Source organism: Dactylosporangium sp. CA-092794, assembly GCF_050948465.1.
Lineage (GTDB): Bacteria > Actinomycetota > Actinomycetes > Mycobacteriales > Micromonosporaceae > Dactylosporangium.
Genome location: NZ_CP192044.1, coordinates 6,464,513 through 6,477,154, shown reverse-complemented (window position 1 = coordinate 6,477,154; position 12,642 = coordinate 6,464,513). Strand labels below are relative to the sequence as shown.

At 74.9% G+C, this 12,642-nt stretch carries 13 protein-coding genes; 6 read left to right on the top strand and 7 right to left on the bottom strand.

Annotated features, from left to right (window positions below; genetic code table 11):
* Window positions 1-8: 8 nt before the first annotated feature.
* The 5 genes from ACQPXD_RS27355 to ACQPXD_RS27335 all read right to left on the bottom strand — a co-directional run bounded on the left by ACQPXD_RS27355 (window position 9) and on the right by ACQPXD_RS27335 (window position 4,219).
* Window positions 9-761, bottom strand: a complete 753-nt coding sequence (locus ACQPXD_RS27355) for an SDR family oxidoreductase (RefSeq protein WP_432843457.1) — start codon at window positions 759-761, stop codon at window positions 9-11.
* A 4-nt stretch (window positions 762-765) separates the two neighbouring features.
* A complete protein-coding gene (locus ACQPXD_RS27350; protein ID WP_432843455.1) occupies window positions 766-1,398 on the bottom strand; it encodes a hypothetical protein in 633 nt (210 codons plus the stop codon).
* Entirely contained in the window at window positions 1,398-2,453 is a 1,056-nt protein-coding gene (locus ACQPXD_RS27345) for an NAD(P)H-dependent flavin oxidoreductase (RefSeq protein ID WP_432843453.1), read from the bottom strand. Before ACQPXD_RS27345 ends, ACQPXD_RS27350 begins: the two co-directional genes overlap by 1 nt.
* A gap of 156 nt (window positions 2,454-2,609) precedes the next feature.
* Window positions 2,610-3,365 (bottom strand): CoA-transferase subunit beta, encoded by a 756-nt coding sequence (locus ACQPXD_RS27340; RefSeq protein WP_432843451.1) that lies wholly within the window; start codon window positions 3,363-3,365, stop codon window positions 2,610-2,612.
* Complete coding sequence (locus ACQPXD_RS27335) at window positions 3,362-4,219, bottom strand: CoA transferase subunit A (protein ID WP_432843449.1); 858 nt, start codon at window positions 4,217-4,219, stop codon at window positions 3,362-3,364. Before ACQPXD_RS27335 ends, ACQPXD_RS27340 begins: the two co-directional genes overlap by 4 nt.
* Window positions 4,220-4,369: 150 nt before the next feature.
* Here ACQPXD_RS27335 and ACQPXD_RS27330 point away from each other — a divergent pair, with 150 nt between their 5' ends.
* A complete protein-coding gene (locus tag ACQPXD_RS27330) occupies window positions 4,370-4,966 on the top strand; it encodes a TetR/AcrR family transcriptional regulator (RefSeq protein ID WP_432843447.1) in 597 nt (198 codons plus the stop codon).
* On the opposite strand, the gene ACQPXD_RS27325 is transcribed toward ACQPXD_RS27330, so the two are convergent.
* On the bottom strand, window positions 4,961-6,151 hold the full coding sequence (locus ACQPXD_RS27325) for an acetyl-CoA C-acetyltransferase (RefSeq protein WP_432843445.1): 1,191 nt from the start codon (window positions 6,149-6,151) through the stop codon (window positions 4,961-4,963). The two genes, ACQPXD_RS27330 and ACQPXD_RS27325, sit on opposite strands and share 6 nt — an antisense overlap.
* A gap of 45 nt (window positions 6,152-6,196) precedes the next feature.
* Here ACQPXD_RS27325 and ACQPXD_RS27320 point away from each other — a divergent pair, with 45 nt between their 5' ends.
* The 5 genes from ACQPXD_RS27320 to ACQPXD_RS27300 are packed head-to-tail and all read left to right on the top strand — an operon-like array spanning window position 6,197 to window position 11,093.
* The gene (locus ACQPXD_RS27320; RefSeq protein ID WP_432843443.1) at window positions 6,197-7,348 is read left to right on the top strand and encodes an acetyl-CoA C-acetyltransferase; all 1,152 of its coding nucleotides are present in this window, start codon (window positions 6,197-6,199) and stop codon (window positions 7,346-7,348) included.
* Window positions 7,323-8,078, top strand: coding sequence for an SDR family oxidoreductase (locus ACQPXD_RS27315; RefSeq protein WP_432843441.1), 756 nt, complete (start codon window positions 7,323-7,325; stop codon window positions 8,076-8,078). Before ACQPXD_RS27320 ends, ACQPXD_RS27315 begins: the two co-directional genes overlap by 26 nt.
* 38 nt (window positions 8,079-8,116) lie before the next feature.
* A complete protein-coding gene (locus ACQPXD_RS27310) occupies window positions 8,117-8,980 on the top strand; it encodes an SDR family oxidoreductase (RefSeq protein ID WP_432843439.1) in 864 nt (287 codons plus the stop codon).
* The gene (locus ACQPXD_RS27305) at window positions 8,970-10,112 is read left to right on the top strand and encodes an acyl-CoA dehydrogenase family protein (protein ID WP_432843437.1); all 1,143 of its coding nucleotides are present in this window, start codon (window positions 8,970-8,972) and stop codon (window positions 10,110-10,112) included. Before ACQPXD_RS27310 ends, ACQPXD_RS27305 begins: the two co-directional genes overlap by 11 nt.
* A gap of 12 nt (window positions 10,113-10,124) precedes the next feature.
* A complete protein-coding gene (locus tag ACQPXD_RS27300) occupies window positions 10,125-11,093 on the top strand; it encodes an acyl-CoA dehydrogenase family protein (protein ID WP_432843435.1) in 969 nt (322 codons plus the stop codon).
* On the opposite strand, the gene ACQPXD_RS27295 is transcribed toward ACQPXD_RS27300, so the two are convergent.
* Window positions 11,078-12,595, bottom strand: coding sequence for a hypothetical protein (locus ACQPXD_RS27295; RefSeq protein WP_432843433.1), 1,518 nt, complete (start codon window positions 12,593-12,595; stop codon window positions 11,078-11,080). The two genes, ACQPXD_RS27300 and ACQPXD_RS27295, sit on opposite strands and share 16 nt — an antisense overlap.
* Window positions 12,596-12,642: the final 47 nt, after the last annotated feature.

The following is a 12,642-nucleotide window of genomic DNA, read 5'->3' as shown; positions in this document are numbered from 1 at the left end:
GGGATTCCTCAGGGGTGCTGGCTGCTCACGGACACGACCTCGCCGGTCATGTAGGAGCTGTAGTCGCTGGCCAGGAAGACGATCACGTTGGCCACCTCCCAGGGCTCGGCCGGGCGGCCGAAGGCCTCGCGGGCGGCGAGCTCGGTGAGCAGCTCGTCGGTGGTGACCTTGGCCAGGTGCGGGTGCATCGCGAGGCTGGGCGCCACGGCGTTGACCCGCACCCCGGCCTTGGCCGCCTCGATGGCCGACACCCGGGTGAGCGCCATGACCCCGGCCTTGGCCGCGGCGTAGTGCGCCTGCCCCTCCTGTGCCCGCCAGCCGATGACCGAGGCGTTGTTGACCACCACGCCCCGGCCGCGCGGCATCATGTGCCGCAGCGCCGCCCGGGTGCAGCGGAAGGTGCCGGTGAGCGTCACGTCGAGCACGGTGCTCCACTGCTCGTCGGTCATGTCGACGACGTTCGCGGTGCCGCCCAGGCCGGCGTTGTTGACCAGCACGTCGAGTCCGCCGAGCCGCTCGGTGACGGTGGCGAAGAGGCGCTGGACCTGCTCCTCGTCGGTGACGTCGCACGGCACGGCGAGGGCGCCGAGGCGCTCGGCGGCCTCGGCGAGGCGGCGCTCGTGGCGGTCGCTGATCGCGACGGTGGCGCCCTCCTCGGCGCAGCGCTGCGCGGTGGCGAAGCCGATGCCGGTGCCGGCGGCGGCGGTGACCAGCACGGTCCGGCCCGCCAGCAGCCCGTGTCCGGGGGTCCTGGTCAGCATGCGATCACTCTACCAAGCGCTTGTTTGCTGCGATGGTACGGGCGGTGTCCAGCGGTACCGCCATCTCCGCCGACGTCGGCAGGGACGGCCGGCCGGGCTCGGCCCCGGGCACGGGCGTCACCTCGCGCAGCGAGTCCCGGCTGCGGCGGGCGAGGTCCTGGTACACCCTGGTCCCGTTGGCCTTCCAGGCCAGCTCCTGCGCGGTCAGCTCGCGCACGACCAGGGCCGGCGAGCCGGCGGCGAGGGTGCGCGGCGGCACGGCGAACCCGGCCTTGACGAACGCGTGCGCGCCGACGAACGCGCCGTCGCCGATCTCGGCGCCGTCCATGACCACGGCGTTCATGCCGATCAGCACGCCGGTGCCGGTGGTGCAGCCGTGCAGGATCGCGCCGTGCCCGACGTGCCCGTCGCGGCCGAGCACGGCGGTGGTACCGGGGAAGGTGTGGAAGACGCACGAGTCCTGGAAGTTGGCGCCCTCCAGCATCACGATCCGGCCGAAGTCGCCGCGCAGGCTGGCCAGCGGCCCGACGTAGCAGCCGGCGCCGACGTGGACGTCGCCGATGAGCACCGCGGTCGGGTGCACGAAGGCGGTCGGGTGCACGACCGGGACGACGCCCTCGATCGAGTAGGCGGGCATCAGGCGAGCCGTTCCAGCACGGCCTCGGCCTCGGCCATGATCCGCTCGATCAGCTCGGCGCAGCTGGGCAGGTCGTCGATGAGCCCGGCGACCTGCCCGCTGGCCATCACGCCCGCGTCGGGGCGGCCCTCGACCATGGCGGCCCGGATCAGCATCGGGGTGTTGGCGGCGAGCAGCACCTGGTCGTAGCGCAGCCCGTGCCCGCGCATCGCCCGGCCCTCGCGCAGCAGCGACAGCCAGGACCGGCCGGAGAGCTTGCGGAACGCCCGGGCGTTGCCCAGCGCGCGCACCAGGCGCCGCCCGGGCAGAGCGGGCCGGGCGATGGCGTCGACGAACGGGGTGCGCAGGACCCGCTGCGGCACGCCGTCCAGCGCCTCGGTGACCACCGTGTCGGTGACGGTGGCGGCGAGGTAGCGGCGCTTGACCGCCTCGGCGATCGGGCTGTCGGTGGTGAGCAGGAACCGGGTGCCCATGGCGATCCCGGCCGCGCCGTAGGCGAGCGCGGCGACCAGGCCCCGGCCGTCGCGGTAGCCGCCGGCCGCGATGACCGGGATGTCGACGGCGTCGGCGACCTGCGGCAGCAGCAGCGAGGTCGGCACCGGCCCGGTGTGCCCGCCGCCCTCGCCGCCCTGCACGACGACGGCGTCGGCGCCCCAGCCGGCGACCTTCTCGGCGTGCCGGCGGGCGCCGACCGAGGGCACCACGACCAGCCCGGCCGACTTGAGCTTGTCGATCAGCTCCGGCTTGGGCGCCAGCGCGAACGAGGCGACCCGGACGCGCTCCTTGATGAGCAGGTCGGCCCGGCGGGCGGCGTCGGGCGCGTCGGCGCGCAGGTTGACCCCGAACGGCGCCTCGGTGCGGGCGTGCACGTCGGCGATCGCCCGGGCCAGCTCGTCGTAGGACAGCGTGGCGCTGGCCAGGATGCCCAGCCCGCCGGCGTTGGCGGTGGCGGCGGTCAGCCGGGCGTCGGAGACCCAGCCCATGCCGGTCTGCACGATCGGGTACCGCACCCCGAACATGTCGCAGATCCGCGTGTGCAGCGCCGCCGCGCTCATGCCGACACCTCGCTGGCGCTCGGCGTCGCCATGAGGCACGACACGCGCTGCAACATGATTCGCTCGCTCCGCTCGCTCATGCCGACACCTCGCTGGCGCTCGGCGTCGCCATGAGGCACGACACGCGCTGCAACATGATTCGCTCGCTCCGCTCGCTCATGCCGACACCTCCCGGTCGCGGGCGCCGGCGGGGTCGAGCACCTCGCGGATCAGGGTCAGCTCGGCGACGGTCGGCAGGCGCGTCTCGGGCACCTCCGCCGGTACCACCAGATCGAAACCGGTGGCGTCGAGCACCTCCGCGACCGTCACGCCCGGATGGACCGACACGATCCGCATCCGGTGGTCGTCGGTGGCGAAGTCGAAGACGCCGAGGTTGCTGACCACCCGGCGCAGCTCGTGGAACCGCCCGGCCGTGGGGTCCGCCGCGGCCCGGTCGTAGCCGATGCCGCTGACCATGTCGACCGCGGCCACGAACGCGCGCCGGCCGTGCCGCGGCACCCAGTAGCTGGTCGGGTGGTTGACCGTGTTGCCGGGGGCGCCGCGCACGCCGAGCAGCTGGCGGGTCGGGCGGGCGTAGTCGCCGATGGCCGAGATGTTGGCGTTGCCGTAGCGGTCGATCTGGCTCGGGCCCATCATGACGTGCCGGCGGCCGGCGTAGAGCAGGTCGAAGACGGCGCGGAACGGGATCCAGCCCTCGATCACCGGCGGGTCGGCGCCGATCGCCCAGGTGCCCTGCACGAGCTGCGCCTCGCCGTCGGAGAGCAGCAGGTCGGGCTCGAAGGTGGCGCGGGCCAGCCGGGCGCCGATGCTCGGCACGATGCCGATGGGGCTGGCCAGGATCTCCCCGTCGCCGCGCCACGCCTCGGCGCAGGCGACGACGCAGACCTCGGCCCGGGTTGCGGTGGCGTTCATGCGGCGACCTCCCGGCGCTCGACCGCGCTGCGGTAGGCGGCCTCGTCGCCGGCCAGGTAGCGCTCGTAGAAGGCGTCCCAGCGCTGCGGGTCGGCGGCGGCCTGCGCGTACTCGCGCTGGAACGCCTCGTCCCGGCCGTAGTCGGGGGCGCAGGACGTGAAGTGCGCGCCCCCGGGCGCCTCGACCACGCCGTGCACCATCCAGCGCTGCAGCAGCAGGGTCTGCACGGGCGCCGCGCGGGTCAGCTCGGCGGTGGGCACGATCCGCTCGACCGAGACGTAGGCCTGCTCGGCGGCGGTGCAGAACAGGTCGTCGAAGTACGGGTCCGGCCCGAGGTACTGCGCGTTGCCGTGCACGTCGCCCCGGTTGAGGTGCACCAGGGCCGCGTCGAGGTGCAGCGCCGGCACGGCCACCAGCTCCTCGTCGCCGTAGGGCGAGGCGACGGTGCGCAGGTCCGGATTGACCCGCAGCACGTCGGAGCCGAGCCCGACCCGGCTGGGCAGGAACGGCAGCCGGCAGGCGGCGGCGTAGAGGCCCCAGCGCAGCATGCCCTCGTCGTACTCGGTCACCTCGACCGCGCCCGCCTGCCGGGCCGCCCGGAAGTGCGGCTCGAGCGGGATCGAGTCGAGCGACACGAACCCGTACACCAGGCGGCGGACCTTCTTCGCGGCCAGCAGCAGACCCACGTCCGGCCCGCCGTAGCTCACCACGGTGAGGTCCGTGAGGTCGGAGCGCAGGATCGCCCGGACCAGGGCCATCGGCTTGCGCCGTGACCCCCATCCGCCGATCCCGATGGTCATGCCGGAGCGCAACCGCGCCACGACATCTTCCGGGGACATCTGCTTGTTCGCCATCGCTGTATTGGCCGCCTCACTCCCAGGCTGACTTGCTCCATGACCGTACCAAGCGCTTGCTTGATTACGCTACACTCGGTTTTTCACCGGGTGAGTACACTCCGTGCTTGGGTCGGCGGGATACATCACCTTCTCTGCAAAGGACACGGAATGGCGCGGGAATCTGGGGACCGGCGCGAGCGGATCCTCGCCAGCGCCGCGGCGCTGTTCGCCAACAAGGGCGTGGCGGCGACCACGGTGCGCGAGATCGCCGACGAGGTCGGCATCCTCTCCGGGAGCCTCTATCACCACTTCGAGTCGAAGGAGGCGATGGTCGACGAGATCGTCAGCTCGTACCTCGACGACCTGCGGACCCGCTACAAGCGGGTGATGGCCGCCGACACCGATCCGCGCGCGCGGCTGCACGACCTGATCGTCGCCTCCCTGGAGGTGGTCGAGGCGCACCCGCACGCCACCGAGATCTACCAGAACGACGTCAACTACCTGGCCCAGATCGAGCGGTTCGGCTACCTGCGCAACGCCGGCAAGGAGGTCCAGGCGACCTGGCTGCAGGTCATCGAGGCCGGCATCGAGCAGGGCGTGATCCGCGACGACCTGGACCCGAAGATCCTCTACCGGCTGATGCGCGACGCGGTCTGGCTGTCGGTGCGCTGGTTCAAGCCCACGCCGGCCTACCCGATCACCCGGCTGGCCGAGGACTGCACCTCGCTGTTCCTCGACGGCCTGAGCCGCCGCGCAGCCTCATGACAGCCGCTCGACGACCATCGCCATGCCCTGCCCGCCGGCCGTGCACATGGTCTCCAGGCCGATCGTCGCGTCGCGGTGCACCAGGCCGTTGAGCAGGGTGGTGGCGATCCGGGCGCCGGTCATGCCGAAGGGGTGACCCAGGGCGATCGCGCCGCCGTGCACGTTGACCCGCTCCGGGTCGGCGCCCAGCTGCCGCACCGACGGGATCACCTGGGCCGCGAAGGCCTCGTTGATCTCGATGAGGTCGACGTCGCCGACGGCCATCCCGGCGTGGGCCAGGGCCCGGCGGCTCGCCTCGACCGGGCCGAGGCCCATGATCTCCGGGCTGAGCGCCGACACGCCGGTCGAGACGATCCTGGCCAGCGGGGTCAGGCCGAGCTCCCGGGCCCGGGCGGCGCTCATCACCACGACCGCCGCCGCGCCGTCGTTGAGCGGGCAGCAGTTGCCGGCGGTGACGGTACCGTCGGGGCGGAACACCGGGGCGAGGGCGCTGACCTTGTCCAGCGTCACACCCGCCCGCGGGCCGTCGTCGCGGCGCAGCTCGCCGCCGCCGGGCAGGGTCACCGGGGTGATGTCGAGCTCCCAGAAGCCGTCGGCCTGCGCCTTCTCGGCGTTGTTCTGGCTGCGCACGGCGAACTCGTCCTGCTCGCGGCGGGTGATGCCGCACAGGTCGGCGACGTTCTCGGCGGTGTCGCCCATCGCGATGTACACGTCGGGCAGCTCCCCGCGCTCCCGCGGGTCGCGCCACGGCCGCGTGGAGGAGCGCTCGGGCCAGATCGGGTTGCGGGTGCCCGGCATGCCGTCGGCCTTGCCAGCCGGGTAGTGCGAGACGACCTCGGCGCCGGCGGCGACGAACGCGTGGCCCTCCCCCGCCCGGATGGCGTGGAAGGCCATCCGGATCGCCTGCAGCGAGGAGGCGCAGTAGCGCTGGACCGTGGTGCCGGGCACCATGTCCAGGCCGAGCTGCAGGGCGACCTGGCGGCCGAGGTTGTGGCCCTGCTCGCCGGCCGGCTGCGCGCAGCCGAGGATGAGGTCGTCGAGGGTGGCCGGGTCGAGTCCGGGCACCTTCGCGAGGGCCTTGGCCACCACCTGGGCGGCCAGGTCGTCGGCCCGCACCCCGGCGAGCGAGCCCTTGTAGGCGCGGCCGATCGGCGATCGGACGGCTGAGACGATCACGGCATCCATGGAGGGCACCTTACCAATCAAGCGCTCGCTTGGTAAGGTCCTGGTATGACGGAGGCATTCCTGGTCGAGGCGGTCCGCACCCCGGTCGGCCGGCGCGGTGGCGGGCTGGCCGGCGTTCACCCGGCCGACCTCGGCGCGCACGTGCTGACCGCGCTGGTCCGCCGCAGCGGCATCGACCCCGCCGCGGTCGACGACGTGATCTTCGGCTGCGTCGACACGCTCGGCCCGCAGGCCGGCAACATCGCCCGCACCAGCTGGCTCGCGGCCGGCCTGCCCGAGCACGTCCCGGGCGTGACCGTGGACCGGCAGTGCGGCTCGTCGCAGCAGGCGGTGCACTTCGCCGCCCAGGCGGTGCTGTCCGGCACGGCGGACCTCGTGGTGGCCGGCGGCGTGCAGAACATGAGCGCGATCCCGATCTCGGCGGCGATGCTGGCCGGCCGGCAGTACGGCTTCGACGACCCGTTCCGCGGCTCCGCCGGGTGGCAGGCCCGCTACGGCGAGCAGGAGATCAGCCAGTTCCGGGCGGCGGAGCTCATCACCGCCAAGTGGGCGCTGAGCCGGTCCGAGATGGAGGGGTACGCCCTGCAGAGCCACCGGCGGGCCGCGGCCGCGATCGACGCCGGGCGCTTCGCCCGGGAGATCGAGCCGATCGCCGGCGTCTCCCACGACGAGGGCCCCCGCCGGGACACCACCCTGGAGAAGATGGCCGGCCTGCCCACCCTCACCCCCGGCGGGGTGGTCACCGCGGCCCTGGCCAGCCAGATCTCCGACGGCGCCGCGGCGCTGCTGGTCGCCTCCGAGCGGGCGGTGCGCGAGCACGGGCTGCGCCCCCGGGCCCGCGTCCACCACATCTCGGTCGGCGCCGACGACCCGGTCTACATGCTCACCGGCCCGATCCCGGCCACCGCCCGGGCCCTGGAGCGGGCCGGGCTGACCATCGCCGACATCGACCTCGTCGAGATCAACGAGGCGTTCGTACCGGTCGTGCTGGCCTGGCTGCGCGAGACCGGCGCCGACCCGGACCGGGTCAACGTCAACGGCGGCGCGGTGGCGCTGGGCCACCCGCTCGGCGCGACCGGCGCCCGGCTCATGACGACGCTGCTGCACGAACTGGAGGCGCGCGGCGCCCGCTACGGTCTGCAGACCATGTGCGAGGGCGGGGGTACGGCCAATGTCACCATCATCGAGCGCCTCTGAGCCGGCCGCCCTGGTCACCGGGGGCACCCGCGGCATCGGCCGGGTCATCGTGGCCCGGCTGGCCGGGGCCGGCTACCGCGTGCTGACCTGCGGCCGCCGCGAGCCCGCCGACCTGCCCGGCGGGGTCGCGTTCCGCCGGGCCGACGTGCGCGAGCCCGAGGAGGCGACCGGCCTCGTCCGCGCCGCGGCGGCGCAGTTCGGCCGGCTCGACCTGGTGGTGAACAACGCCGGCGGCGGGCCGCCGGCGCCGGCCGCGACCGCGTCGCCCGGCCTGGTCACCGCGATCGTGCGGCTCAACCTGCTCGCGCCGTTCTTCGTCGCCCAGGCCGCCAACGCCGTCATGCAGGAGCAGCCGGACGGCGGGCTGATCGTCAACATCGGCAGCGTCGCCTCGCTGCGCCCCGCACCGGGCACCGCGGCCTACGCGGCGGCGAAGGGCGGCCTGGAGGTGCTCACCCGCGCCCTCGCGCTGGAGTGGGCGCCCCGGGTGCGGGTGAACGCGGTGACCGCCGGGCTGGTGCGCACCGACGAGAACGCGGCCCACTACGGCGACGAGGCGACCCTCGCCGCGATCGCCCGGACCATCCCGCTGGGCCGGATGGCCACGCCCGAGGACGTCGCCGACGCCGTCCTCCTGCTCGCCTCACCCCTGGCCGGCTACGTGACCGGCACGTCGCTGCTGGTGGACGGCGGGGGCCAGCGCCCCCGGTTCGTGGAGCCCTTCGAGTAGGCTTCTCCAACCAAGCAAGCGTTTGCTACAGTGCCGAAATGATGAGAACGGTCATCGTCACCGGCGCCGGGCAGGGGCTCGGCCGGGCGCACGCCCTGGCGTTCGCCGCCACCGGGCACCACCTGGTGCTCAACGATCTCGGCGCGGACCGCCTGGACGCCGTCGCCGCCGAGTGCGCCGCGGCCGGCGGCAAGGTGCTCACCGCGCCGGGCGACATCGCCGACTGGGAGTTCGCCGGGGCGCTGGTCGAGCGCGCGGTCGCGGCAACCGGCCGGCTCGACGCCCTGGTCAACAACGCCGGCCTGGCCCGCGACCGGATGCTGGTCAACATGTCCGAGGCCGAGTGGGACGCCGCGGTCCGGGTCAACCTCAAGGGCCACGTCGCGCCGCTGCGCCACGCCGCCGCGCACTGGAAGGCCCTGGCCAAGGCCGGCACCCCGGCCGACGCCCGGGTCGTCAACACCACCTCGGGCGCCGGGCTGCAGGGCAGCGTCGGGCAGTCCAACTACAGCGCCGCCAAGGCCGGCGTGGCGACGCTGACCCAGATCGCGGCCGTCGAGCTGGCCCGCTACGGCGTGACGGTCAACGCGATCGCCCCCAGCGCGCGTACCGCGATGACCGAACAGGTCTTCGCCGACAACATGCGCGCACCGGAGCACGGCTTCGACGCGATGGCCCCGGAGAACGTCTCGCCCCTGGTCGTGTGGCTCGCCTCGGCCGAGTCGGGCTTCGTCACCGGCCGCGTCTTCGAGGTCTCCGGCGGCAGCGTCGGCATCGCCGACGGCTGGCAGCACGGCCCGGCGGTCGACGCGGGCCGCCGCTGGGACCCGGCCGAGCTCGGCCCGGTGGTGCGCGACCTGCTCGCCCGCGCACCGCAACCGGCGGCCGTCTATGGAGCTTGACGACTTCCGCGCCGACGTCCGGTCGTGGCTGGCCGAGCACCTCACCGGGGAGTTCGCGCCGCTGGCCGGCACCGGCGGGCCCGGCCGCGAGCACGAGCACCTCGAGCTGCGGGCCCGCTGGGAGCGCGAGCTCGGCGCCGCCGGCTGGATCGGCCTGGGCTGGCCGGAGCCGTTCGGCCGCGGCGCCGGCATCCCCGAGCAGGTCGCCTTCTTCGAGGAGTACGCCCGGGCCGGCGGTCCGGGCCGGCTCAGCCACATCGGCGAGTACCTGCTGGCGCCGACCCTCATCGCGCACGGCACCCCGGAGCAGCGGCAACGGTTCCTGCCGCCGATCGCGCGGGCCGAGGAGCTGTGGTGCCAGGGGTACTCCGAGCCGGGCGCCGGCTCCGACCTGGCCGGCGTGCAGACCCGCGCGGTGCTCGAGGGCGGCGAATGGCGGATCACCGGCCAGAAGGTCTGGACGTCCCTGGCGCACATCGCCGACTGGTGCTTCGTGCTCGCCCGCACCGGCGAGGGCCAGCGCAAGCACGGCCTGTCGTACCTGCTGATGCCGATGGACCAGCCCGGCGTGCAGGTCCGCCCGATCGTCCAGATCACCGGCACCTCGGAGTTCAACGAGGTGTTCTTCGACGGCGCGGTCACCGCGGCCGGGCACGTGGTCGGGGTGCCCGGCGACGGCTGGCGGGTCGCCACCAGCACCCTCGCCTTCGAGCGGGGCGTGGCCACGCTCGGCCAGCAGCTCGGCTTCGCCCGGGAGCTGGAGTCCATCGTGGAGCGTTCCCGCGCCAACGGTACGTTCGACGATCCCCTCGTCGCGGACCGGATCGTCGCCGCCTGGGCCGGCCTGCAGGGCCTGCGCCACCACGCGCTGCGCACCCTGTCGGCCACCGAACCGGACCCGGCCGCCGCGTCGGTCGCCAAGCTGCTGTGGGCCGGCTGGCACCAGGCCCTGGGCGAGCTGGCGATGGCCGTCGACGGCCCGGCCGCGACCGTCCTGCGGGACGCGCCGTACGAGCTGAGCGACGCCCAGCGCCTGTTCCTGTTCACCCGCGCCGACACCATCTACGGCGGCTCCAACGAGATCCAGCGCAACATCATCGCCGACCGCCTCCTGGGCCGCGCCCGGCGCTAAGGAGTGTCCCCAATGGAGTTCTCCGCCGAACAGCTCGCCCTGCGCGACTCGGTCCGCGAGTTCCTCGCCTCCCCCGGCTACAGCTGGTCCCGGCTCACCGGCGAACTCGGCCTGACCGCCCTGGCGGTGCCCGAGGAGCACGGCGGCTTCGGCGCCGGCCCGGTCGAGGCCGGCATCGCCCTGGAGGAGGCGGGCGCCGCCCTGCTGGCCGCGCCGCTGCTGTCCACCACGGTCGCCGCCCTGTCCCTGGACCCGGCGCAGCCGGCCGCCGCCGAGCTCCTGCCCGCCCTGGCCGCCGGCACCACGATCGGCGCCGTCGCCCTCGGCGGCCCGGTCGCCCGCGCCGGCTCCGCCCTGCACGGCCGGGTCGAGCACGTCCTCGACGGCGACGCCGCCGACGTCCTCATCGTCGACGCCGGCGGTGACCTCTACGCGACCGGGGCGGCCGAGGTCCGCTCCACGCCCACCCTGGACGGCACCCGCGGCCAGGCCACCGTGCACCTGTCCGGCACCCCGGCCCGCCTGGTCGCCCCGGGCGGCGCCGCCCGCGCCCGCGACCTGCTGCACGCCGCCCTGGCCGCCGAGTCCGTCGGCGTCGCCCGGGCCGCCCTGGACCTCACCATCGAGCACCTGCACACCCGCCAGCAGTTCGGCGTGCCCCTGGCCACCTTCCAGGCCCTCCGCCACCGCGTCGCCGACCTGTACGTGCAGCTCGAACAGGCCACCTCCACCGCCCGCTACGCGCTGCGGGTCGCCGGCACCCCGGAGTTCGCCCTCGCCGCCCCGCTGGCGAAGCTGGCCGCCACCGAGGCCGCCTACGCGGTGACGAAGGAGGCCATCCAGCTCCTCGGCGGCATCGGCTTCACCTGGGAGCACCGGGCCCACCGCTACCTCAAACGCGCCACCGCCAACCACCTCCTCGCCGGCGACCCCGCCGCGCTGCGCCGCCTGCTGCTGGCCCGCGTCTATTCCCGGTTGTAGGGCTCCAGCAGTTCGGCGGTGGCGGGTTGGCCGAGGTGCCGGGCCCAGTCCAGCGGCGTGGCGCCGAACCGGCGGTCCCGCGCGTGCGGGTCCGCCCCGAGGGCGAGCAGCCGCCGGGTCAGCCCCACGTCGCCCGCCCCGGCGCTGTGGTGCAGGGCGGTCTCCCACTCCTGCTCGACCGGCGCGTCGGCCCGCCCGAGCGCGTTGACGTCGAAGCCGAGCCCGGCCAGCAGCTCCACGGCGCCGGGCGCCTTCGCGGCGGCCCAGACGACGAGGCCGGGCCGGGCCCGGCGCGCCCGCTCGACCACATCGGGGTGCCCCGCGCGCACCTCGCCGACCGCGCCCGCGTCGCCGCGGAAGGCGGCCGCGATCAGGTCGCTGACCGGATCGGCGGCCGGCTCGGGGACGCCTCGCCCGGCGAGGTCCTCGGCGATGCCGGTGTGGCCGTAGAGCCGGGCCAGCTCGACGGGGGTCCGCCCGTCGCCGGGCGCCCACGGCGGCCCGTCGCCGGCGAACGGCGAGCCGACGTCGACGCCGTGCTCGGCCAGCAGCCGCACCCGGTCCCGCTGATCGTGCTCGACCGCCCAGCGCAGCTGGACGCGCAGCAGCTCGGCCGGGCTCGGCAGCAGCTCCCCGACCCGGGCCCGCCACGGCCCGGTCTCGCGCCGCCCCAGCCCGTACTCGAAAAGCAGCTCCAGGTGCTCGTTGGCGGGCGAGAACATGGTGTTGTACAGCGCCTGCCCGTCGTTGGGGTCGGCGCCGGCGTCGAGCAGCAGCCGGGCCAGCGGCCGCCACTGCCGGTGGCGGGGCTGGCGGGCCGGCCCCTGCTCCCCGTTGCCGAGCAGCCCGGTCAGCGCGGTGAACGGGTAGGGCAGCCCGTTGAACAGGTAGCCCTCGTTCGGGTCGGCCCCGGCCTCCAGCAGCAGCCGGGCGACGGCGACCACGTCCGGCCCGTCCCCGGCCCGCGAGTAGGCGAGGTAGCACAGCGGCCGCCAGCGGAACGGGCCGCCCCGGGCCCGGGCCAGCCCGGGGTCCCCGGCCAGCAGCCGCCGCACGTCGTCGACGCGCCCCGCCGCCGACGCGGCCCAGATGTCGTCGCCGGTCAGCCCGGGCCGCTCGGCCAGCAGCCGCCGCGCGTCCGCCCAGCGGTGCGGACCGTCCTGGCCCGAGTAGGTCAGGCAGGCCAGCCGGCAGAACTCGGCCGCCGGCTCCCCGGCCGGCGCGCCGGCCCCGGCACTGTCCCAGCCGTGCTCGGCAACGGTGCCGAGGTAGCGCCGCAGCCGCGGCCAGCTGGTGAAACCGTACTCGCGGGCGACCACGAACTGCGCCCCCGCCAGCCCGAACGCGGCGGCTCCACCGCCGGCACCGGGATTGTGCCGGGCCACCCGGGCCACCCGGGCCAGGGCGGCGGGCTCGCCGGCGCGCACGGCTCGTTGCAGCTCGCGGGCCTGCCGGCGGAAGTGCTCGAGGTTGGGCCGGTCGGGCAGAAACACGGTCGGCACAGGGGCCTCCTCTCGTCTGCCTGCTGTCCGCTGGTCAGGCCGAAAGG

Excerpts from the sequence above, each read along its gene's own strand:
- ACQPXD_RS27355 (WP_432843457.1), bottom strand. The coding sequence starts at position 761 with ATGCTGACCAGGACCCCCGGACACGGGCTGCTGGCGGGCCGGACCGTG.
- ACQPXD_RS27350 (WP_432843455.1), bottom strand. The coding sequence starts at position 1,398 with ATGCCCGCCTACTCGATCGAGGGCGTCGTCCCGGTCGTGCACCCGACC.
- ACQPXD_RS27345 (WP_432843453.1), bottom strand. The coding sequence starts at position 2,453 with ATGAGCGCGGCGGCGCTGCACACGCGGATCTGCGACATGTTCGGGGTG.
- ACQPXD_RS27340 (WP_432843451.1), bottom strand. The coding sequence starts at position 3,365 with ATGAACGCCACCGCAACCCGGGCCGAGGTCTGCGTCGTCGCCTGCGCC.
- ACQPXD_RS27335 (WP_432843449.1), bottom strand. The coding sequence starts at position 4,219 with ATGGCGAACAAGCAGATGTCCCCGGAAGATGTCGTGGCGCGGTTGCGC.
- ACQPXD_RS27330 (WP_432843447.1), top strand. The coding sequence starts at position 4,370 with ATGGCGCGGGAATCTGGGGACCGGCGCGAGCGGATCCTCGCCAGCGCC.
- ACQPXD_RS27325 (WP_432843445.1), bottom strand. The coding sequence starts at position 6,151 with ATGGATGCCGTGATCGTCTCAGCCGTCCGATCGCCGATCGGCCGCGCC.
- ACQPXD_RS27320 (WP_432843443.1), top strand. The coding sequence starts at position 6,197 with ATGACGGAGGCATTCCTGGTCGAGGCGGTCCGCACCCCGGTCGGCCGG.
- ACQPXD_RS27315 (WP_432843441.1), top strand. The coding sequence starts at position 7,323 with ATGTCACCATCATCGAGCGCCTCTGAGCCGGCCGCCCTGGTCACCGGG.
- ACQPXD_RS27310 (WP_432843439.1), top strand. The coding sequence starts at position 8,117 with ATGATGAGAACGGTCATCGTCACCGGCGCCGGGCAGGGGCTCGGCCGG.
- ACQPXD_RS27305 (WP_432843437.1), top strand. The coding sequence starts at position 8,970 with ATGGAGCTTGACGACTTCCGCGCCGACGTCCGGTCGTGGCTGGCCGAG.
- ACQPXD_RS27300 (WP_432843435.1), top strand. The coding sequence starts at position 10,125 with ATGGAGTTCTCCGCCGAACAGCTCGCCCTGCGCGACTCGGTCCGCGAG.